Origin of the sequence: Streptomyces sp. NPDC056580 (assembly GCF_042793175.1) — a bacterium.
Taxonomy (GTDB): domain Bacteria; phylum Actinomycetota; class Actinomycetes; order Streptomycetales; family Streptomycetaceae; genus Streptomyces.
This window is the reverse complement of sequence record NZ_JBHTVE010000002.1, coordinates 42483-63772: the sequence shown is the minus strand read 5'-3', so window position 1 is coordinate 63772 and position 21290 is coordinate 42483. Positions and strand designations below refer to the sequence as shown.

Annotated in this window: 17 protein-coding genes; 16 read left to right on the top strand and 1 reads right to left on the bottom strand. The window is 73.7% G+C overall.

The window, feature by feature from the left end; translation table 11 throughout:
* Positions 1–334 precede the first annotated feature (334 nt).
* Genes ACFQ9Z_RS04010 through ACFQ9Z_RS04000 form a run of 3 tightly spaced genes read left to right on the top strand, consistent with a single transcriptional unit; the run spans position 335 to position 3062 of the window.
* Positions 335–1111 (top strand): ABC transporter ATP-binding protein, encoded by a 777-nt coding sequence (locus tag ACFQ9Z_RS04010; protein ID WP_383010441.1) that lies wholly within the window; start codon positions 335–337, stop codon positions 1109–1111.
* Positions 1112–1122: 11 nt separating this feature from the next.
* Positions 1123–2463, top strand: a complete 1341-nt coding sequence (locus ACFQ9Z_RS04005; protein WP_383010439.1) for a hypothetical protein — start codon at positions 1123–1125, stop codon at positions 2461–2463.
* Positions 2460–3062: a hypothetical protein gene (locus ACFQ9Z_RS04000; protein WP_383010437.1), complete on the top strand. Its 603-nt coding sequence runs from the start codon at positions 2460–2462 to the stop codon at positions 3060–3062. Before ACFQ9Z_RS04005 ends, ACFQ9Z_RS04000 begins: the two co-directional genes overlap by 4 nt.
* A 42-nt stretch (positions 3063–3104) precedes the next feature.
* Here ACFQ9Z_RS04000 and ACFQ9Z_RS03995 read toward each other — a convergent pair whose 3' ends face one another.
* Entirely contained in the window at positions 3105–3641 is a 537-nt protein-coding gene (locus tag ACFQ9Z_RS03995; RefSeq protein WP_055522363.1) for an HNH endonuclease, read from the bottom strand.
* Positions 3642–3956: 315 nt separating this feature from the next.
* Between ACFQ9Z_RS03995 and ACFQ9Z_RS03990 the strand changes: the two genes are divergently transcribed.
* The 13 genes from ACFQ9Z_RS03990 (at position 3957) to ACFQ9Z_RS03930 (ending at position 21288) form a co-directional block, all read left to right on the top strand.
* A complete protein-coding gene (locus ACFQ9Z_RS03990; RefSeq protein ID WP_383010434.1) occupies positions 3957–5060 on the top strand; it encodes a mechanosensitive ion channel family protein in 1104 nt (367 codons plus the stop codon).
* 247 nt (positions 5061–5307) lie between these two features.
* Positions 5308–6519, top strand: coding sequence for an ROK family protein (locus ACFQ9Z_RS03985; protein WP_383010432.1), 1212 nt, complete (start codon positions 5308–5310; stop codon positions 6517–6519).
* Positions 6520–6580: 61 nt separating this feature from the next.
* On the top strand, positions 6581–7924 hold the full coding sequence (locus ACFQ9Z_RS03980) for an ABC transporter substrate-binding protein (RefSeq protein ID WP_383010430.1): 1344 nt from the start codon (positions 6581–6583) through the stop codon (positions 7922–7924).
* Positions 7925–7926: 2 nt separating this feature from the next.
* On the top strand, positions 7927–8868 hold the full coding sequence (locus ACFQ9Z_RS03975; protein WP_143632418.1) for a carbohydrate ABC transporter permease: 942 nt from the start codon (positions 7927–7929) through the stop codon (positions 8866–8868).
* Positions 8869–8870: 2 nt separating this feature from the next.
* On the top strand, positions 8871–9764 hold the full coding sequence (locus ACFQ9Z_RS03970) for a carbohydrate ABC transporter permease (protein ID WP_383010427.1): 894 nt from the start codon (positions 8871–8873) through the stop codon (positions 9762–9764).
* Positions 9765–9771: 7 nt separating this feature from the next.
* Positions 9772–11040: a 6-phospho-beta-glucosidase gene (locus tag ACFQ9Z_RS03965; protein ID WP_383010425.1), complete on the top strand. Its 1269-nt coding sequence runs from the start codon at positions 9772–9774 to the stop codon at positions 11038–11040.
* Positions 11031–12011, top strand: coding sequence for an N-acetylglucosamine kinase (locus ACFQ9Z_RS03960; protein WP_383010423.1), 981 nt, complete (start codon positions 11031–11033; stop codon positions 12009–12011). Before ACFQ9Z_RS03965 ends, ACFQ9Z_RS03960 begins: the two co-directional genes overlap by 10 nt.
* A gap of 218 nt (positions 12012–12229) precedes the next feature.
* Positions 12230–13612, top strand: a complete 1383-nt coding sequence (locus tag ACFQ9Z_RS03955; RefSeq protein ID WP_383011791.1) for a hypothetical protein — start codon at positions 12230–12232, stop codon at positions 13610–13612.
* A 14-nt stretch (positions 13613–13626) separates the two neighbouring features.
* Complete coding sequence (locus ACFQ9Z_RS03950) at positions 13627–14649, top strand: glutamate ABC transporter substrate-binding protein (protein WP_383010421.1); 1023 nt, start codon at positions 13627–13629, stop codon at positions 14647–14649.
* 40 nt (positions 14650–14689) lie between these two features.
* Entirely contained in the window at positions 14690–15994 is a 1305-nt protein-coding gene (locus ACFQ9Z_RS03945; RefSeq protein WP_383010419.1) for a hypothetical protein, read from the top strand.
* Entirely contained in the window at positions 15991–18480 is a 2490-nt protein-coding gene (locus ACFQ9Z_RS03940; protein WP_383010417.1) for a tetratricopeptide repeat protein, read from the top strand. The genes ACFQ9Z_RS03945 and ACFQ9Z_RS03940 overlap by 4 nt, the downstream gene beginning before the upstream one ends.
* Positions 18481–18483: 3 nt before the next feature.
* A complete protein-coding gene (locus tag ACFQ9Z_RS03935) occupies positions 18484–19839 on the top strand; it encodes a PP2C family serine/threonine-protein phosphatase (RefSeq protein ID WP_383010415.1) in 1356 nt (451 codons plus the stop codon).
* A 102-nt stretch (positions 19840–19941) separates the two neighbouring features.
* A complete protein-coding gene (locus tag ACFQ9Z_RS03930) occupies positions 19942–21288 on the top strand; it encodes a VWA domain-containing protein (protein ID WP_383010413.1) in 1347 nt (448 codons plus the stop codon).
* Positions 21289–21290: the final 2 nt, after the last annotated feature.

Genomic DNA, 21290 nt, shown 5'->3' with positions numbered 1-21290 from the left:
AGCCCGCAGCCCCCTGATCGGCACCACCCGCAGCCCAAGGGACCGCGGCGTGGCCCGTGAACCCCCGAACCGTCGCGGTGACACCGCCGAAGCCAGGCGTCTACGGCCCCTGACCACACCACCCACACCCGGCCGACCACCCCGGCCGGCACGACCCGCAACCGCCCGAACCACCCCGCGTCCGCAGCCAGGCCCGGGGCCCGTCCCTGTCCGCGGCCCCACGAACCCGCGGCCCCCGAAGCACCGCCCGGCGCCCGACGCGCCGCCCACCGCCCCGTACCCCGGTGACCACCGCCGCCTGTGGCCGGCACCGGCATCCATCCACGGAGACCCCTTGAACTCGATACTCGTGTCCGGCCTGCGGGTCCGGCACCGGAGAAATCTCGCGCTGGACGGCGTGGACCTGGACCTCGGCACCGGTGTGCACGGGCTGCTCGGGCCGAACGGCGCCGGGAAGACCTCGCTGATCCGGGTCCTGGCCACCGTGGCCCGGCCGTCCGCCGGGCGGGTCGAGATCCTCGGCCAGGACACCGCCGGCCACGGCGGGCGGACCGCGATCCGGCGCCGGCTGGGCTATCTGCCGCAGGAGTTCGGCTACTACCCGGGATTCACCGTGCGCGAGTTCGTCGCGTACGTGGCCTGGCTGAAGGAGATGCCCGCCGCTCGCGTCCCGGCCGCCGTGGCCGACGCCGTGGCCCGGGTCGGTCTCGCGGACCGCGCCGACGCGAAGATCCGCACCCTGTCCGGGGGCATGGTCCGCCGGGTCGGCATCGCCCAGGCCATCGTCAACGAGCCGAGCGTGCTGCTGCTGGACGAGCCCACCGCCGGTCTGGACCCGGAGCAGCGGGTGGAGTTCCGCGAGCTGCTGCGCGAACTCGGCGCCTCGGCCACGGTGGTGGTCTCCACCCACCTGGTCGAGGACGTGGCCGCCGCCTGCACGGAGGTCACGCTCCTCGACGGGGGCCGCATCGCCTACCGCGGCACCCCGCGCTCGCTCACGCTGACGGGCGAGACCTCGGACGGGCCCGGCGACCACCCGATCGAGCGCGGTTACACGGCCGCGCTGCGCGCCCACCGCGGCGGCGCGGAGACGCGGGAGTCGGTGCGATGAGCCTCGGTGCGATGAACCTCACGACCGACCGGAAGACACGAGCCTCGCGGAAGCCCCACCCGCTGCGCGCCGAGGCCCTGCGCGGGTTCGCGCCGCTCGCCGGGGCCGCCGTGCTGCTCACCCTCGGCGTCCTGCTGGCCGGCTCCGCCGCCCGCTGGCAGGGCGGCTGGGCGGAGACCGCCGCCCAGACCCACGTCGCCGGGCTGATCGCCGGGCCGCTGGCCGCCGCCGCGGGCTGCTGGCAGGGCGGGCGGGAGCGGCGGCGGCGTACCGAGGAGCTCTGGGGGACGGCCGCCCGGGCGCCGCTCGCCCGGTTCCTCGCCCCGGCCCTGCCGGTCGCGCTCTGGACGGCCGCCGGCTACCTGGCCGCGGCGGGCCTGGCGATGCTCGCCACGTGGCCCTACGCGCAGGGCGACCGGCCGTACCCGGCCCTGCTGCCGGGCGACACCGTGGCGGTGGCGGCGGCCGCGCTGCTCGGGCACGTGGTGGGCCGCGTCGCCCCCACCCGGCTGGCCGCACCGCTGCTGGCGATCGCCGGGTACGTGGGGCTCGGCGTGCTGTCCGCGAGCCGTTCGGCTTCCGTGCGTCATCTCGACCCGGCGTTCCCGATCATGGACACCGACGTCCCGGTGTGGTGGCAGCCGGTCTCGATGGCCGTGTGGACGGCGGGCCTGGCGTTCGCCGCCGCGCTCGCGTACGCCGCGCGGCGCCGGGTGACGGCCCTGCTGCCGCTGGCCGCGGCCGTGGCGGCGGGGGCGGTGCTGACGCAGACCGGGGACGGGCTGTGGCACGAGGCCCCGCTCGCGCGCCGGCAGGTGTGCGACACCTCCACCACCCCGGCGGTCTGCGTGAACGCCCGGTACGCGGGGATGCTGCCGCAGGTCGCCGGGGCGCTCTCGGGAGTCACGGGCAGGCTGGAGGGGGTGCGGGGCCTGCCGGTGCGGTGGGAGGACCGCGACGGCGCCCCGCACGCCGACGAGGCCGAGCTGCCCCACCTGACGCCGCTCGGCTGGACGGCCGTGCGGGGGCGGCTGACCGACCCCACGGGGTTCGCCTGGTCCGCCACGGCGGCGCTGGGCCTGCGCGGCGACTGCCCCGACGCCGAGCAGCCGCACCGGGTGGACGTCGCGGACGACGCCGTGCGGGCCTTCCTCGCGCCGGCCGGCCCGGCGCTCAGGGCGTCCGACGAGCGCTGGGCACGGGCCGACGCGGCCCGCCGCGCCGACCTGCGCGAGCGCCGCGCCGCCCGGGCCAGGCTGGCAGGGATGTCCGAGCGGGAGCGCCGGGCGTGGCTGTCGGCGTACTTCACCGCCCGGGCCGCCTGCGACCCGAAGGGGGTGCCCGCCCTGTGACCGGCCCCCTCCTGCACGCCCGCTCGCGCGCCCTCCCCCTCACCCTGCTCGCACTGGCCGCCACCACCGTCTTCGCGGTGTGGGCCGCCGGCCGCCTGGACGCCTACCTGGACCCCTACCGCCGGGTGCCGGTCGTCGCCCTGGCCCCGCTGCTGGCGTCCGCCGTGATCGGCACCAGCCTGTACTCGGCGTCGGACGAGCTGGACCGGACCGCCGTACGGCCCTGGTGGCCGCTGCGGCTGACGCAGCTCGGGGCGCTGACCGCACTGGCGGCGGTGCTGCTGCCGCTGGCCGTGCTGGGACACCCGGAGACCTTCGGGCCGCCCGCCGTCGTCCGCAACACGCTCGGCTGCACCGGCGTCACGGCCGCCGCGGCCGTCGTGCTGGGCGCCAGGCTGAGCTGGCTGCCCGCCTTCGGCTACGTGACGGCCGTGTATCTCGCCTCCGCGGGGGCGCGCGGGCGCGCGGTCACGGTGTGGGCGTGGCCGGTGCAGCCGGGCGCGCAACCGGGCGCCTGGGCGGCGGCGCTGACCGCGTTCGTGCTGGGCGCCGCGCTGTACGCGGTGCGCGGTGCGCGTGCCGAAGGACCCCGCGGCTGAACGGAGGCCGTCCGGCCACGGGGTACGCGAAGGCCCGGACCGTCAGGCTGAGATGCCGTCGATCCGGGCCATGGCGTCGTCCGCGCCGTACGGCTGCAGGTAGGGCAGCCAGCGCGGGTCCCTGTGTCCGGTGCCGATGATGCGCCAGGCCAGACCGGTGGGCGGGGCGGGTTTGTGGCGCAGCCGCCAGCCGATCTCCACGAGGTGACGGTCGGCCTTCACGTGGTTGCAGCGGCGGCACGAGGCCACCACGTTGTCCCAGACGTGCTTGCCCCCGCGGCTGCGCGGGATGACGTGGTCGACGCTGGTTGCGACGCCACCGCAGTACATGCACCGGCCTCCGTCGCGCGCGAACAGCGCGCGCCGGGTGAGAGGAACGGGCCCCCGGTAGGGAACCCGGACGAATCGCTTCAGCCGGACCACGCTGGGTGCGGGGACTGTGACGGTGGCGCTGTGCATGAAGGCGCCGGATTCCTCGAGGGAGACCGCTTTGTTCTCCAGGACGAGGACGAGCGCGCGGCGGAGCGGTACGACGCCGAGCGGCTCGTACGACGCATTGAGGACCAGGACGTGCGGCACGGGTGCCTCCTTGGGCGTCGGCGGCGCGTGGCTCGCGCCGGGACGATCTGCAGTCAGTCTCCCCTCATGCCTGGTGGACGCGCCACCATGTCCCGGTAACGGGCTGGGAGTGTTTTCGACCACACCTGAGGTGTCCCCCGCAGCACGCCCTGTTCAAGCCCTGGTGAGACCGGTCTCCCTTGAGCGGAACGGCGCGGGGCGCACACGATGCCCCGTTAGTGTGTTGACTCTGTCCGTCCGGTGACCATTTCGTGATCGTGAAGACCTTGACCGCCCCACCGGATCGGGCCGCGCAGCACCATGGAGGTACCTGTCGTGTCCTTGTCCGCCGTCCTTGCGGCCGCCGGCGCGTCCCCCACGCCGTCCCCCCCGGGTTCGACGGTGCAGCCCGTCCCCACCCTGCAGGACGCCCAGGAGCACGCGACGAACGCCGCGACCTGGGTCGAGCAGAACTGGTCGACCTGGCTGGCCATGGGCCTGCAGATCGTGCTGGTCGTGGTCGTGGCGGTGGCGCTCAGAGCGGTGGTGCGGCGGGCGATCACCAAACTGATCGACCGCATGACCCGGACGGTGCAGGCCTCGGAGGGCAGCGCGCTGGGCGGGCTGCTGGTCAACGTCGAGCGGCGGCGGCAGCGGGCGGCCGCGATCGGCTCGGTGCTGCGCTCGGTGGCCAGCTTCCTGATCCTCGGCACGGCCGCGCTGATGGTGCTGTCCACCTTCCAGATCAACCTGGCGCCGCTGCTGGCCTCGGCCGGTGTGGCGGGCGTGGCGATCGGTTTCGGCGCCCGGAACCTGGTCACGGACTTCCTCTCGGGTGTCTTCATGATCCTGGAGGACCAGTACGGCGTCGGCGACACCATCGACGCGGGCGTGGCCTCCGGCGAGGTGATCGAGGTCGGGCTGCGGGTGACCAAGCTGCGCGGGGCCGGCGGTGAGATCTGGTACGTCCGCAACGGCGAGGTCAAGCGGATCGGCAACCTCTCCCAGGGCTGGGCGACCGCCGGGGTCGACGTGACCGTGAAGGCGAGCGAGGACCTGGACCGGGTGAAGGCCGTCCTGGACGAGGTCGCCGAGAAGATGACCAAGGAAGAGCCCTGGAACGAGCTGCTGTGGAGCCCGGTGGAGGTGCTGGGCCTGGACAGCGTGCTGATCGACTCCATGGTGGTGCGGCTGTCGGCGCGGACCATGCCCGGCAAGTCGGTGGCCGTCGAGCGCGAGCTGCGCTGGCGCGTCAAGCGGGCCTTCGACGCGGCGAGCATCCGCATCGTCGGCGGTGCGACGGCCGTGGAGGACGTCGAGGACGCCCCGGACCCGACCGCGGCGGTCGCGGCGCCGTCGGTGTACGCCAACGCGGAGTCCCCGCAGTCGGCGGCCGCCGCCCCGATCGCCACCCGGCGCCCGTCCGCTCCGGGCAAGTAGCCGCACCGCCGGGCACCGCACCGCCGGGCACCGCACCGCCGGCGCCCGGGCCCCACGCCTCCGAGGTAACGACTCCGTTGCCTCGGGGGCGTTGTCTATTGACGCCCTCTTCGTCCTGGGCTTACGTTCCTCCCACGCCAATAGGAAACTTTCCTAACAGTGATCTCCGGGCACTCGTCGATCAAGGCTGGACGACCCGCCCGGGTCACTGAAAAGCTGGGCAGCCGGAGAGGCAGGTGTCGACCGCATGGCAGGAACCGCCGGTACGCCGGGCACCCCGCGCGTCCTGCGCGCCATGAACGACCGCGCCGCGCTGGACCTGCTCCTGGAGCACGGGCCGCTGTCCCGCACCCGGATCGGCAAGCTCACCGGCCTGTCCAAGCCGACCGCCTCCCAGCTCCTGGCCCGCCTGGAGGCGGCCGGACTGGTCCGGGCCACCGGCACCAGCGAGGGCCGGCCGGGCCCCAGCGCCCAGCTCTACGCGGTGAACCCGGACGCCGCCCACGCGGCCGGGATGGACGTGTCCCCGCACCGCATCCGCGCCGCCGTCGCCGACGTCACCGGCCGCACGGTCGGCGAGTACGAGCTACCCACCCCGGGCCGGCGACCGGCCCGGCCCGTCGTGCAGCAGGTCACCGAGGCCCTCGACGGGGCGGTGAAGGCCGCGGGGCTGGCCCGGCCGGACGTGCACCGGCTGGTCATCGGCACCCCGGGCGCCTTCGACCCGGGCACCGGCCGGCTGCGCTACGCCTCGCACCTGCCCGGCTGGCACTCCCCCAGCCTCCTCGAGGAGCTCGCCGCCGCGCTGCCGATGCCTGTGGAGTACGAGAACGACGTCAACCTCGTCGCCGTCGCCGAACAGCGGCTCGGCGCGGCCCGCGGGCACGCGGACTTCGTCCTGCTGTGGAACCAGGAGGGCATGGGCGCCGCCCTGGTCCTCGGCGGCCGGCTGCACCGCGGCTGGACCGGCGGCGCCGGCGAGGTCGGCTTCCTGCCCGTGCCGGGCGCTCCCCTGGTGCGCCAGGTCACCAGGGCCAACAGCGGCGGCTACCAGGAGCTGGCCGGTTCCCAGGCGGTGCCCAAACTGGCCCGTGAACTCGGCATCACCGACGTGCCGGCGGGCCCCTACACCGAGGCGGCCGCGGCGCTGCTGGCGCGGGCGGCCGACCACGCCGGCGGACCTTACCGGGAACTGCTGCAAACCTATGCGACCCGGCTGGCCACCGGTCTCGCCTCGCTGGTCTCCGTCCTCGACCCCGAACTCGTGGTCCTCAGCGGCTCCGCCCTGACGGCCGGCGGCGAGGTGCTGCGCGCCCTCGTACAGGCCGAGCTGGAGGAGCTCGCCGCGGCCCGCCCCCGGCTGGTCGTCGGCGACGTGACCGAACACCCCGTGCTGCGCGGTGCACTGGAGTCCGCGCTCGCGACCACCCGCGACGAGGTCTTCGACACCTCGCGCTGAACGCCCGAGCCCCACCGAAGCACTCCCTCCTCACCCACCCCCGTCCCCGGGAGACCTCGTCATGCCCACAGCCCTATCCGGAACCGCCCGAAAAGCGGCCTTCGCCCTCACCGCCTCCCTCGCCCTGCTCGCCACCGCCTGCACCGGCCAGTCCGGCTCCGGCGCGTCCGACGACGCATCGAAGGAGACGACGATCAACTTCTGGCACGCCTGGAGCGCGCCGAACGAGGTGAAGGCGGTGAAGTCCCTGGTCGCCGGGTTCGAGAAGGCTCACCCCAACATCCATGTGAACGTCGTCGGCAACATGACCGACGACAAGATCAACCAGGCGCTGCGCACCGGCGGCGACCGCGCCCCCGACGTCATCTCCTCCTTCACCACCAACAACGTCGGCAAGTTCTGCTCCTCGGGCGCCCTGATCGACCTGAACCCCTTCTTCGAGAAGTCGGGCATCGACCCGCGGACGACGTTCCCGAAGCCGATGAACGAGTACACCCAGTTCGACGGCGACCGCTGCACGGTCCCGCTGCTCGGCGACGCCTACGGGCTCTACTACAACAAGACGGCCTTCGCGAAGGCCGGCATAGCGGCCCCGCCGAAGACCTGGTCCGAGTTCGAGGCCGACGCCAAGAAGCTGACCGTCTCCCGGGGCGGCACCTACAAGCAGCTCGGCTTCATGCCGAACTACCACGGCTGGGAGTCGACGACCGAGCACTACTTCGGGCAGTTCTCGCCCACGTACTTCGGCAAGGACGGCAAGTCGGCCCTGGCGACGGACCCGGCGTTCGAGAAGGGCTTCACGCTCCAGAAGCGGCTCGTGGACGAACTCGGCGGCTTCCAGAAGCTGGAGAGGTTCCGGGCCACCCTCGGCGACGAGTGGGGCCCCAGGCACCCCTTCCACACCGGCCAGGTCGCCATGCAGCTCGACGGCGAGTGGCGGCTGGGCATGGCCGAGCAGGCCAAGCCCGGGTTCGAGATCGGGGTGGCCCCGCTGCCCGTCCCGGACGACCAGGCCGGCCAGTACGGCAAGGGCTACATCACCGGCACCATCGCCGGCATCGCCGCCACCAGCCACAAGCAGAACGCGGCCTGGGAGCTGGTGAAGTACATGACCACGGACACCGACGCGGTGGTCGGCTTCGCCAACGGCATCCACAACGTGCCCTCCACCCTGGCCGCGCTGAAGTCGCCGAAGCTCAAGTACGACCCGCGGTTCAAGACGTTCCTGGACATCGCCGCCGACCCGGACTCGACCACCACCCCCGCCTCGGTCAACGGCGGTGTGTACCTGGTGACGATCCAGCAGTTCGGGTACGACTACGAGAGCGGCAAGGTCACCGATCTGAAGGCCGGGCTGAGGAAGACGGCCGCGCAGATCGACACGGACATCGCGCAGGCCCGGTAGCCATGGCCGCCACCACGTTGGGCTCCAGGCGCCGCCGGGCGGCGCTGCGCACGGCGGCCTTCATGTCGCCCTGGCTGATCGGCTTCGCCGTCTTCTTCGCGTACCCGCTGATCTCGACGGTCTACTTCTCCTTCATGCACTACGACGGCTTCCGGCCGCCGACGTGGAGCGGCACGAGGAACTGGGCCTATGTCTTCGAGCACTACCCGCTGTTCTGGCCCGCGCTGCGCAACACCCTGTGGCTGGTCGTGGTGATGGTGACGCTCCGGGTCGTCTTCGGGCTCGGGGTCGGGCTGCTCATCACGAGGATCAGGACCGGCGCCGGCGTCTTCCGCACCCTGTTCTACCTGCCCTACCTGGCCCCGCCGGTCGCCGCGACCATGGCCTTCGCCTTCCTGCTCAACCCCGGTACGGGCCCGGTCGACTCGATCCTGGAGCGGATCGGCCTGCCGGCGCCGGGCTGGTTCAACGACGCGGCCTGGTCCAAACCGGCCCTGACCCTGCTCGCGCTGTGGGGCATCGGCGACCTGATGGTCATCTTCATGGCCGCGCTGCTCGACGTGCCGGCGGAGCAGTACGAGGCGGCCGAGCTGGACGGCGCGTCGGCGTGGCAGCGCTTCCGCTACGTCACCCTGCCGAACATCTCCCCGATCGTGATGTTCGCCGTGGTGACCGGCGTGATCCAGACGATGCAGTACTACACGCAGCCGCTGATCGCGGGAAAGGTCGCCTCGGGCGTGATCCAGGGCGCGGGCACCCAGTTCGAGCCCGGCTACCCGGACAAGTCCACCCTCACCCTCCCCCAGCTCGTCTACAACCTCGGCTTCCAGCGCTTCGACTACGGCTCCGCGTGCGTCGTCGCCCTGGTCCTCTTCGCCCTGTCGATGGCGTTCACCGCGCTGCTGATGCGGCGCCGGGGCGGACTCGTACAGGCAGGTGACTGACCATGACCCAGGTACTGGAGAAGCCCGTCGGGACGGTCCCGGCCGTCTCGCGCGCCGAGCGCACGGCGCGGCGCAGGGCGCTGCTGGAGTGGATCGCGGTGCACTCCCTCGGCGTCGCCGCCGCCCTCTTCTTCGCCCTCCCCTTCGTGTTCGTGTTCCTCACCTCCCTGATGAGCGACAGCCAGGCCCTCAGCCGGGACCTGGTCCCGCACACCTGGGAGTGGGACAACTACCGCCAGGTCTTCGCCACCCCGGGCTTCCTCACCTGGTGGAAGAACACCCTGGTCTACGCCGGGCTCGGCACCGTGCTCACCGTCGCGTCCTCGATCCCCGTGGCGTACGCGCTGGCCAAGTTCCGCTTCCGGGGCCGCGATCTGTCACTCATGCTGGTGATCTCGATGATGATGCTGCCCCCGCAGGTGGTCGTCATCCCGATGTACCTGTTCTGGGCGAAGCAGCTCGGCCTTTCGGGCACGCTGTGGCCGCTGATCATCCCGATGGCGTTCGGGGACGCCTTCTCCATCTTCCTGCTGCGCCAGTTCCTGATGACGATCCCGAACGAGTACGTGGACGCCGCGAAGGTCGACGGCTGCGGTGACCTCAGGACCCTGGTGCGGGTGGTGCTGCCGATGGCCAGACCCGGCATCGCGGCGGTGTCCCTGTTCCAGTTCTTCTACGCCTGGAACGACTACTTCGGCCCGCAGATCTACGCCTCGGAGAACCCCGGCGCCTGGACGCTGAGTTACGGCCTGGAGTCCTTCAAGGGCGCCCACCACACCGACTGGAACCTCACCATGGCCGCCACCGTGCTGGTCATGGCCCCAGTGATCCTCGTGTTCTTCTTCGCCCAGAAGGCGTTCGTCGAGGGCGTCACCCTCACCGGAGTCAAAGGTTGAACTGCATATGAAACTCACCGTGGTCGGCGGCGGCTCGACCTACACCCCCGAACTCGTCGACGGCTTCGCCCGGCTCAGGGACGCCCTGCCCGTCGAGGAACTCGTCCTCGTGGACCCGGACGCCGAGCGCCTGGAGCTGGTGGGCGGCCTGGCCCGGCGGATCTTCGCCAGGCAGGGCCACACCGGCCGCATCGTCACCACCTCCGACCTGGACGCGGCCGTGGACGGCGCCGACGCCGTGCTGCTCCAGCTCCGGGTCGGCGGCCAGGACGCCCGGCAGCAGGACGAGACCTGGCCGCTGGAGTGCGGCTGCGTCGGCCAGGAGACGACCGGCGCGGGCGGCCTCGCCAAGGCGCTGCGCACGGTCCCGGTCGTCCTGGACATCGCCGAGCGCGTCCGCCGGGCGAACCCGCGTGCCTGGATCATCGACTTCACCAACCCGGTCGGCATCGTCACCCGCGCCCTGCTGGAGGCCGGGCACCGGGCGATCGGCCTGTGCAACGTGGCGATCGGGCTGCAGCGCAAGTTCGCCGCCCTGCTGGGCACCGACCCCAAGGACGTGCACCTGGAGCACGTCGGCCTGAACCACCTGACCTGGGAGACGGGGGTGCGGCTCGGCGGCCCCGAGGGCGCGGACGTGCTGCCCGGACTGCTCGCCGCGCACGGTGACGCCATCGCCGGCGACCTGCGCCTGCCCCGGCCCCTGCTGGACCGCCTCGGCGTGGTCCCCTCCTACTACCTGCGCTACTACTACGCCCACGACGAGGTGGTGCGGGACCTGCGCACCAAGCCGTCCCGGGCGGCCGAGGTCGCCGCGATGGAGCGCGAACTGCTCGCGATGTACGGCGACCCGGCGCTGGACGAGAAGCCGGCGCTGCTCGCCAAGCGGGGCGGCGCCTTCTACTCGGAGGCGGCCGTGGACCTGGCGGCGGCCCTGCTGGGCGGCGGCACGGGAAGCCCGTACCAGGTGGTCAACACGCTCAACAAGGGCACGCTGCCGTTCCTCCCGGACGACGCGGTGATCGAGGTGCAGGCCGCGGTGGGCCCGTCCGGGGCCGCGCCCCTCGCCGTGCCGGACCTGGACCCGCTGTACGCGGGCCTGGTGGCGAACGTGACGGCCTACGAGCAGCTGGCGCTTCAGGCGGCGCTGCGGGGCGGCCGGGACCGGGTCTTCCGCGCCCTGCTCGCCCATCCGCTCGTCGGCCAGTACGAGTACGCCGAAGCCCTCACCGACCGGCTGGTCGCGCACAACCGGGAGCACCTCGCGTGGGCCTGACCCCGACCGTCCTCGCCATCGACGCCGGCAACAGCAAGACCGACGTGGCCGTGGTCACCGCCGGGGGCGAGGTGCTGGCCACGGCCCGCGGCGGCGGCTTCCGCCCGCCGGCGGTCGGTGTCGGGGCGGCGGTGGACGCCCTCGCCGAACCGGTCGCGCGGGCCTTCGCGGACGCGGGCGTGAACTCGGTCTCGCACGTCTCCGCCTGCCTCGCCAACGCCGACCTGCCGGTGGAGGAGGAGCAGTTGGCGGCCGCGCTGCACGCGCGCGCGTGGGGCGCCTCGGTGGAGGTCCGCAACGACACCTTCGCGATCCTGCGGGCGGGCGTGCCCGAGCCCCGGGGCGTGGCCGTGGTGTGCGGGGCCGGCATCAACTGCGTCGGCATGCGCCCCGACGGCCGCACCGCGCGCTTCCCGGCCGTCGGACGGATCTCCGGTGACTGGGGCGGCGGCTGGGGGCTGGCCGAGGAGGCCCTGTGGTACGCGGCCCGGGCGGAGGACGGCCGGGGCGAGGCGACCGAGCTGGCCCGCGCCCTGCCCGCCCACTTCGGCCTGCCGTCCATGTACGCGCTGATCGAGGCCCTGCACCTGGGGCACGTCGAGCACGGCCGCCGGCACGAGCTGACGCCGGTGCTGTTCCGCACGGCGGCGCGGGGGGACGCGATCGCCCGCTCCCTCGTCGACCGCCTCGCCGACGAGGTCGCGACGATGGCCACCGTGGCCCTGACCCGGCTCGGCCTCCTCGGCGAGCAGACGCCGGTGCTGCTGGGCGGCAGCGTCCTGAGCGCCGGTCACGCCCGGCTCGACGACGGCGTGCGCGACCTGCTGGCGTCCCGCGCGCCGAAGGCGGACGTGCGCGTGGTCACGGCCGCACCGGTCCTGGGCGCGGTCCTCCTGGGCCTGGACCGACTGCGCGCGTCGGCGGCGGCCCTGGAGCGGGCCCGCGCCCACTGGGACACCGGCCGGAGCTGACACCGTGGCCGCCGGGGGGCGGGCGGCCACGGGAACCGAACACGTGCCCAGGGCGTGTTCATGGGCGGGGGACGCAGCGATCCGACCAAGATCCAGCGAAGGCCGGTGCGGATGTCGGTCCGTGCCGCAATACTTGGCGGCGAACGGATGACCACGGGGGAGGTCAGGTGACACACCCGCCGAAGAGCAGCACGGCACCGCCGCCGGCGGGCGCCGTCATGCCCGCGGTCCCCCCGCAGTCCGCGCCCCCGGCGCCGCCCGCCCGGCCGAGCCCGCCCCCGGCGCCCCGCCGTACCGCCTTCGCCGAGGGCGCCGACCGGCTGCGGGCCGCCGCGACCACCGAGCCGGGGCGGCTGCGCGTCATCGGCGCCGTCCTCGCCGTGCTGGTCGTCGCGTTCGGCGCGGTCACCGCCTGGCAGACCGCCGAGCGCGCTGCCGCGGCCGACGACGTGCTGCACAGCAGCCAGCCGCTCAGCTCGGGCGCCGCCGGCATCTACCGCTCGCTGGCCGACGCCAACACGGCCGCGTCCAGCGGGTTCCTGGCGGGCGGTCAGGAGACCGCTCAGTCCAGAGACCGCTACGAGAAGGACATCCGCACGGCCGCCGCGGGCCTCGTCACCGCCGCCGCCAACTCCGAGCCGGGGTCGCCGTCGGAGGCGGCCGTCGCCAGGCTGAACAAGCTGCTGCCCGAGTACAAGGGGCTCGTGGAGCGCGCCCGCACCTACAACCGGCAGGGCTATCCGGTCGGCGGCGCCTACCTGCGCTACGCGAACGAGAAGATGCAGAAGGAGATGCTCCCGGCGGCGGAGGACCTCTACAAGAAGGAGAACCAGCGGCTGAACGCCGACTACGCGGACGCGACGCCCTACCCGTGGGCGGCGATCGCGCTCGGCGTGCTCGCCCTGGCCGCGCTCGGCTGGGCCCAGCACCGCACCTACCGGCGCACCAACCGGGTCCTCAACCACGGCCTGGTCGCCGCCTCCGCCGCCACCGCGGCGGCGGTGCTGTGGCTGGTGGTCGGGCACACGGTCGCCCGCTCGGGCCTGAACGGCTCCTACGACAACGGCGTCCGCTCGCTGAACGTCCTGCACGACGCCCGCATCGCCTCCCTGAAGGCACGGGGCAACGAGAACCTGAGCCTGGTGGCCCGCGGCGCCGAGACCGTCACGGTGGGCGGGCAGACGTACGACGCCTACTACTACGACTTCGACCGGGACATGACCGTGCTCGCCAAGGGGCTCACCGACGCCCGCCGGCTCGCCGACGACACCGCGGGCACCGGGCCGGTCAAGGCGGCCGAGGGCAACATGGCGGTGTGGAAGCAGCGCCACGCCTCGGCCCGCGCCGAGGACGAGAACGGCAACTACCAGCAGGCGCTGGACAAGGTGATCGGCGGCGCGGACGCCACCGGGGCGTGCTTCGACAGCGTCGACCGCAATCTCGCCCTGGCCATCGGCCACGAGCAGAGCGAATTCCAGCGCGCCGCCGGTGACGGGCGGAACGCGATGACCGGACTGTCCGTCGGCGCCGCCGTGCTGGCCGTGCTCGGCGCGGCGGCCGCGGTCGCCGGCGTCGGGCGCAGGCTCTCGGAGTACCGGTGACAGGGGGCGTGACGATGTACGCGAGCCGTGTACGGGGCTGGGGCGGGGTCGGCGCGATGGCGGTGCTGTGCGCGCTGGCCCTGGCCTTCGCGCTGCTGCTGCCGTGCACGCAGCCGCGGCGCGACGACGGTGTGCCGACCGCCGGCCCAGGCCTCGCCGACGGCAGCCAGGCGCGGGCCGGGGGCTGCCGGGACTCCGAGGCGCAGAAGCAGACGCTGTCCCCGTCCGGGGCGGACGGGGACACCATCGACGCCATCAAGTCCCGCACGGGCGCCAAGCGCAAGCTGGTCGTCGGCGTCGACCAGAACAGCTACCGCTGGGGCTACCGCAACCCGAACACCGAGAGCGCCCAGCTCGAGGGCTTCGACATCGACCTCGTCCACCGGATCGCCGAGGACATCCTCGGCGACCCGGACGCGGTGCAGTTCAAAGCCATCCCGACCAGCCAGCGCATACCCGCGATCCAGAAGGGCCGGGTCGACATGGTGGTCCGCACGATGACCATCACCTGCGCGCGCATGCAGGACGTGGCGTTCTCCGCGCCCTACTTCAAGACCGGGCAGCAGGTGCTGGCCCCGAAGTCCTCCCCCATCACGGGCTACGACGGCACGCTCGCGCACAAGCGGATCTGCACGGCGTCCGGTTCCACCGCCTACGGCAAGCTGAGGGCCGACCGGGCCGCCGGCGACCTGCCCGCCTCCACCGACATCTCCACCACCGTCCCCAACCAGCTCGACTGCCTGGTCCGGCTCCAGCTCGGCGAGGTGGACGCGGTGGTCACCGACGGCGCCCTGGCCGCCAGCCAGGCCGCGCAGGACCCGACGGTCGCCCTGAAGGGTGACGCGTTCACCACCGAGTACTACGGCGTGGCGATGAAGAAGGACGCCACGGACCTGGTACGCCGGGTCAACCGCGTCCTGGTCGACTACCGCGAGGACGGCTGGCAGGCCTCGTACGACAGGTGGCTGTCGGCCACACTGGGGAAGGACTCAGGCCCCTCCGAGCCGCCCACGCCGCAGTACCTGCGCAAGAGCTGAACCCCACCCAGTCCAACCACACAGCAGCGAGAGGTGATCGATGGGCGTCACGGACCCCGCCGGGCCGGTGATGGACCGGGACGAGGTGGACCGTGCGCTGGCGCGGCTCGGCGCGGAGCACGAGGCGATCGAGACCTCGCTGCTCGCCCTCCAGGACCACGCGGGCCGCAGGCTCCTCGAAGGCGCCGAGCTGACCGGCGTCACCCGGCAGCGCTGGCAGGCCACCGAGGCGTCGATCACCCTGCTGTGGTCGTACTTCGACGCCTACACGGCGGCGCTGCGCTCCGCCCGGGAGATCCGCGCCCGGCGCCGCTGGTCCAGCCGGGAGGACCTGGCGGAGCTGACCGAGCTGCTGCGCGGCGCGTCCGTCACCGTGCCCGGCGGAGCCGGCCCCGAGGCCGCCCCGAGGCTCAGCGAGAGCTTCTCGCTCACCACCCTGGTCGACCGGATGAACGAGCTGTACGCGTCCTCGCTCGACATGGTCGTCACCGCCGACGCGGTCTGGTCGGCGCTGCCCGCCCGGATCGATTTACTCGCCGCCGAACTCCAGCGCACCCGCAGGCTCGCCCACTCCGTGGGCGTCCGCCCGGGCGAGCACCCGGCAGGCGACGATCTGGAGCGCATCACCCGCACGCTGACCGCCCTGCGCGCGGACGTGGTCTCCGACCCGCTCGCCTTCTGGGTGCGCGCCGAGGGCAGTTCGGCGCCCGGCGGCGGCCGGCCGGACACCACGGTGTACGACCGCGAGGCCCGCGCCCTCGAGGACGTGCGGCGCGAGATCGACGCGGTGCTGACGGTCCGGCAGGACGCGGAGGCGCGGCTGATCCGGCTGCGGGACGTGCTCTCCCGCGCGGACCGCACCCTCGCCGAGGCGCGCACCGCGCGCGGTGAGGTGCTGGCGAAGATCGCCGCGACCGAGGTGCCGGTGGTCAGCGGACCGCCGACCGTGCTGCAGGAACAACTGGCCACGGCCGCCGAGTACCGGCGGCAGGCGCAGTGGCACCGGCTCTCCCCGCTGCTCGAGTCGCTGGAGCAGAAGGCCGACGACGAGCTGCTGCGGGCGCGGGAGTCGCTGACCGCCGTCACCGCCCCGCTCGCGGTCCGCGCCGAGCTGCGCGGCCGGCTGGACGCGTACAAGGCGAAGGTCGCCCGCAACGGCGTCGCCGAGGACCCCCTGCTGGTCGAGCGGTACGACGCGGCCCGGCGCATGCTGTGGAGCGCCCCCTGCGACCTGCGCGTCGCCGAACAGGCCGTGCTGCGCTACCAGCAGGCGGCGGCCGAACTGCTCGGCGCACCGGGCGTCCCCCGCCAGGGCGGACCCGAGGACCGTAGAGGTGAGTCATGAGTCAGGCACGGCGCGCGTGCCAGCGGCCCGGCTGCGAGGGCTCCTACGAGGACGTCGGCGGCGGCCAGCTGTACTGCGACACCTGCGGCCTCGCCCCCGTCGTGGCGCCCGGGGGTGTCCACGCCGGGGGAGGCATGGTGGGCTCGCCGGCCACAGGGGTCACGAAGGGCTCGGGGACGAGCGTGGGTTCACCCGCCAGCGCCCGCAGTTCGCGCACCACCTCGCAGTCGTCGAGGTCGCGGCGCTCGGTGTCCGGGCGGCTCTCCCGCGACCTGTCGGGCCGCTCCAGCGCCCGCTCGGTGTCGGTGCGCAGCTCCGGCTCCTCCTCCGGCGCCTCGGCGCGCGGCCGGCTGGGCGCCGGACTGGTCTCGGTGCCGCAGGTGCCGCGGCCCGACCCGCGCGCGATGGTGCTGGAGAACCCGGAGGTGCCCGAGCGCAAGCGGTTCTGCTCGCGGTCCGACTGCGGGGCGCCGGTCGGGCGCGCCCGGGGCGAGCGGCCGGGGCGCACGGAGGGGTTCTGCACCAAGTGCGGGCACCCCTACTCGTTCGTGCCGAAGCTGAAGGCCGGGGACGTCGTGCACGGCCAGTACGAGGTCGCGGGCTGTCTCGCGCACGGCGGTCTCGGCTGGATATACCTCGCCGTCGACCGGGCCGTGTCGGACCGGTGGGTGGTGCTCAAGGGCCTGCTGGACACCGGCGACCAGGACGCGATGGCGGCGGCGATCTCCGAGCGGCGGTTCCTCGCGGAGATCGAGCACGCCAACATCGTGCGGATCTACAACTTCGTCGAGCACCTCGACCAGCGCACCGGCTCCCTCGACGGCTACATCGTCATGGAGTACGTCGGCGGCAAGTCGCTGAAGGAGATCGCCAACGCCCGCCGCACGCCCGACGGCAGGCGCGACCCGCTGCCGGTGGAGCAGGTCTGCGCGTACGGCATCGAGGCCCTGGAGGCCCTCGGCCACCTGCACAGCCGCAACCTGCTGTACTGCGACTTCAAGGTCGACAACGCCATCCAGACCGAGGACCAGCTCAAGCTGATCGACATGGGCGCCGTGCGCCGCATGGACGACGGCGAGTCGGCGATCTACGGCACGGTCGGCTACCAGGCGCCGGAGGTCGCCGACGTCGGCCCGTCGGTGGCCAGCGACCTCTACACGGTGGGCCGTACGCTCGCCGTCCTCACCTTCGACTTCCAGGGCTACACGAACGTCTTCGTGGACTCCCTGCCCGACCCGGACAACATCGAGGTCTTCCACCGCTACGAGTCCTTCTACCGGCTCCTGGTCCGCGCCACCGACCCCGACCCGGCCCGCCGGTTCGCCTCCGCGCAGGAGATGGCGGAGCAGCTCACCGGCGTGCTGCGGGAGGTCGTCTCGCTGCAGACCGGGCGGGCCAGACCCGCTCTGTCCACGCTGTTCGGGCCCGAGGTGAAGGTCGTCGACACCGAACTGTTCCCCCGGGCGCACGGGGACGTGTCGCTGCTCGGGGCGCGCCCGGCGCGCGGCGCCGGGGCGGTGCCCGCGCTGCCCGGGCGGTCCGTCGTCAGGCCCGTGGACACGCCCGCCGCCGCGCTGGCCCTGCCCGTGCCGCTGGTCGACCCGAACGACCCCAACGCCGGTTTCCTGGCCGGGCTCATGGCGTCCGCGCCGGCCGAGCTGATCAGCGCCCTGGACGCGGCACCCGCGCCGAGCGTGGAGTCGCGGCTGCGGCAGATCAGAGCCCGGCTGGAGAACGGCGACCACCGGACGGCGCTGACTGCCCTCGGCGAGCTGGAGGAGCAGCGGCCGGACGACTGGCGGGTGGTCTGGTACCAGGGCGTGGCCGCGCTGGTCACCGGCGACTTCGAGGGCGCCGCGCTGGGCTTCGACGCGATCTACGACGCCTTTCCCGGCGAAGCGGCGCCCAAGCTGGCGCTCGGCCTGTGCGCCGAGGTGCTGGGCCAGTTGGACAACGCCGCCGAGTACTACCGGCTGGTGTGGTCGACCGATCCGAGCTTCGTCAGCGCCGCGTTCGGGCTGGCCCGGGTGCGGCTCGCGGCCGGTGACCGGACCGGCGCCGTCGGCACCCTGGAGTCGGTGCCCGAGTCGTCCATCCACTACACCGCCGCCCGGGTCGCCGCCGTCCGGGCCCGGCTGCGCGGGCGTACGCCGAGCGCCGGTGACACGCCGTTCCTCGACGACCTGACGGCCGCCGCCGGGCAGGTCGAGGCGCTGGACGCGTACGGCCTGGACCCGGCGCGCCGGGAGCAGTTGTCCGCCGAAGTGCTCGGCAGCGCGCTCGACTGGGTACTCTCCACTGGCCAGGGCACCGCCCCGCCGGCCGCCGCCGGAAGGAAGCTGCTCGGCAGCGGTCTGGACGAACGGGGCCTGCGCTTCGGCCTGGAGCGCTCGTACCGCACGCTGGCGAGACTGGCGCCCGGCGGCGAGGAGAGGATCGAACTGGTGGAACGGGCCAACCGTTACCGCCCCCGGACGTGGGTGTAGTTGATGTCGCAGATGCCCCAGCAGACCGCACTGGCGAAGTGCCCGAGCTGCGCGGAGCCGCTCGAGCCGGGTGACCTCTTCTGCGGCGCGTGCGGATACGACCTGTCCGTCGTGCCCGCCCCGCCGCAGGACCACCCGACCCTCACCATGACCGGAGGCGCCGGCCCAGGGGACGGCGTGGACTGGCCCGCCCCCGGACCGGACGGCTCCGGCAGCACCCAGCCGGCGGCGCACCTGGCGGCCGATCTGCCCGGCACCGACTCCGGCGGCAACGCGCTGCCCCACGAGCCCCACCAGGAACCCGCCACGCCCGGCGTCCGCTTCGACCGGCGCCCGGAGCCCGAGGAGTACCCGTTGCAGGCTCCCGACCCGCGCGCCGCCGCCTCTCCCGCCGCGTCCCCGGCACCGGACGGACCGGCTGCCGCCCCCGGCCCGGCCGATCCCGCGCGGCTCTGCGTGGCCTGCCGTACCGGCCGGGTGGACGACGACGGCTACTGCGAGAACTGCGGGCACGCCCAGCCCCGCGAACGCGACCACATGGAGCGGGAGTCGGGCCCGGTCGCCGCGGTCAGCGACCGCGGTCTGCGCCACCACCGCAACGAGGACGCCTTCGCCGTCGCCCACACCGCGCTGCCCGACGGTTCGCCCGCGGCGCTGGCCGTCGTGTGCGACGGCGTGTCCTCGGCGACCCGGCCGGACGAGGCGTCGGCGGCCGCCTCGCAGGCCGCCGTCGACACCCTGCTGGCCGCCCTGCCGCGCGGCACCCACCCGCAGGCGGCGATGCACGAGGCGATCGTCACCGCCGCGCAGGCCGTCGACTCCCTCGCCGAGGAGCCCGACGCGGCGCGCGAGCACGACCCGCACCACAACGCCCCGGCCTGCACCATCGTCGGCGCGATCGTCGCGAGCGGGCTGCTGGTGGTCGGCTGGGTCGGCGACAGCCGCGCCTACTGGGTGCCGGACGACCGCTCCGCGCCCCCGGCCCGGCTCACCGAGGACGACTCCTGGGCGGCGCAGATGGTCGCGGCCGGCCTGATGAGCGAGGCGCAGGCGTACGCCGACGAGCGCGCCCACGCGATCACCGGCTGGCTCGGCGCGGACGCCTACGAACTGGAGCCGCACACCGCCGCCTTCAAGCCGGACCGGCCCGGTGTCGTGCTGGTGTGCACCGACGGCCTGTGGAACTACGCGGAGACGGCCGGGGAGATGGCCGAGGTGGCGCCCGCCGACGCGGCCGCCCGCCCCCTGCACTGCGCCCGCGTCCTGGTCGGCCACGCCCTGGACGGCGGGGGCCACGACAACGTAACAGTGGCGGTCCTGCCGTTCCCCGCGCCGCCGCAGGGGGCAGGATCGGCCTGAGGCCGCACCACCACGGGGAAGTCCGGGCGGACCGGAGGGGACCGGTCCGTCCACCGGCATCGCCTCGCGCCAGCGGGGCTTCACAGGGGGATCGGAACAGTCATGGCCAATTTCGCCAAACCGAACGTGCCGCAGTTCTCGGTGGACGTCTACCAGAACGAGTACCTGCCCGAGGGCGGCCGTGAGGTCAACGCCATCGTCACCGTCACCGCGACCGGCGGCGGCACCGTGGGCGGCGCCGTCACGGCCCCGCACCTGTACGGGGGCGGCCGAGGGCCCTCCGCCGCGGTCGCCGTCATGGTCGACTGCTCCGGCTCCATGGACTATCCGCCGGCCAAGATGCGCAACGCGCGGGACGCCACGGCCGCCGCGATCGACACCCTGCGCGACGGGGTGCACTTCACGGTGGTCGCCGGCACGCATGTGGCCAAGGAGGTCTATCCGGGCGGCGGACGGCTCGCGGTCGCCGACGCCACCACGCGCGAGCAGGCCAAGCAGGCGCTGCGCCGGCTCGGCGCGGGCGGCGGCACGGCCATCGGCACCTGGCTGCGGCTCGCCGACCGGCTGCTGGCTTCGGCGGACGTCGCCATCCGGCACGGCATCCTGCTGACCGACGGCCGCAACGAGCACGAGTCGCCGCAGGATCTGCGGGCGGCGCTGGACGAGTGCGCCGGTCGGTTCACCTGTGACGCGCGTGGCGTGGGCACCGACTGGGAAGTGAAAGAAGTCACAGCGATCGCCTCCGCGCTGCTCGGCACCGCCGACATCGTCGCCGACCCGGCGGGGCTGGCGGCCGACTTCACGCGGATGATGGAGACGGCGATGGGCAAGGAGGTCGCCGACGTGGCGCTGCGGGTATGGACCCCGGTCGGCGCGAACCTCCGGTTCGTCAAGCAAGTGGCGCCCGCAGTGGAGGAGTTGACGGACCGCCGCGTCGAGGGGGGGCCGCGGTCCGGGGACTACCCCACCGGTTCCTGGGGCGACGAGTCCCGCGACTACCACCTGTGCGTGGAGGTCCCGGCGGCCGGCCTCGGCCAGGAGATGCTGGCCGCCCGGATCTCCCTGGTGGTGCCGCAGCCGGACGGGCAGGCCCACAGCCTCGGCGGCCAGGGCCTGGTCAGGGCGGTGTGGACCGACGACATGGCGGCCTCCACCTCGATCAACCCCCAGGTCGCCCACTACACCGGGCAGGCCGAACTGGCGCAGGCCATCCAGCAGGGCCTGGACCTTCGCAAAGCGGGTGATTTCGAGCGGGCAACGGCCAAACTGGGGCGTGCTGTTCAGCTCGCGAGCGCCTCTGGCAACGCCGATACTGCGAAACTGCTTTCGAAGGTGGTGGACGTGGTCGACGCCGCGACAGGTACTGTGCGGTTGAAGGCGAAGGTCGCGGAGGCCGACGAGATGACCCTCGAGACCCGGTCCACAAAGACTGTTCGTGTGAAGAAGTGACC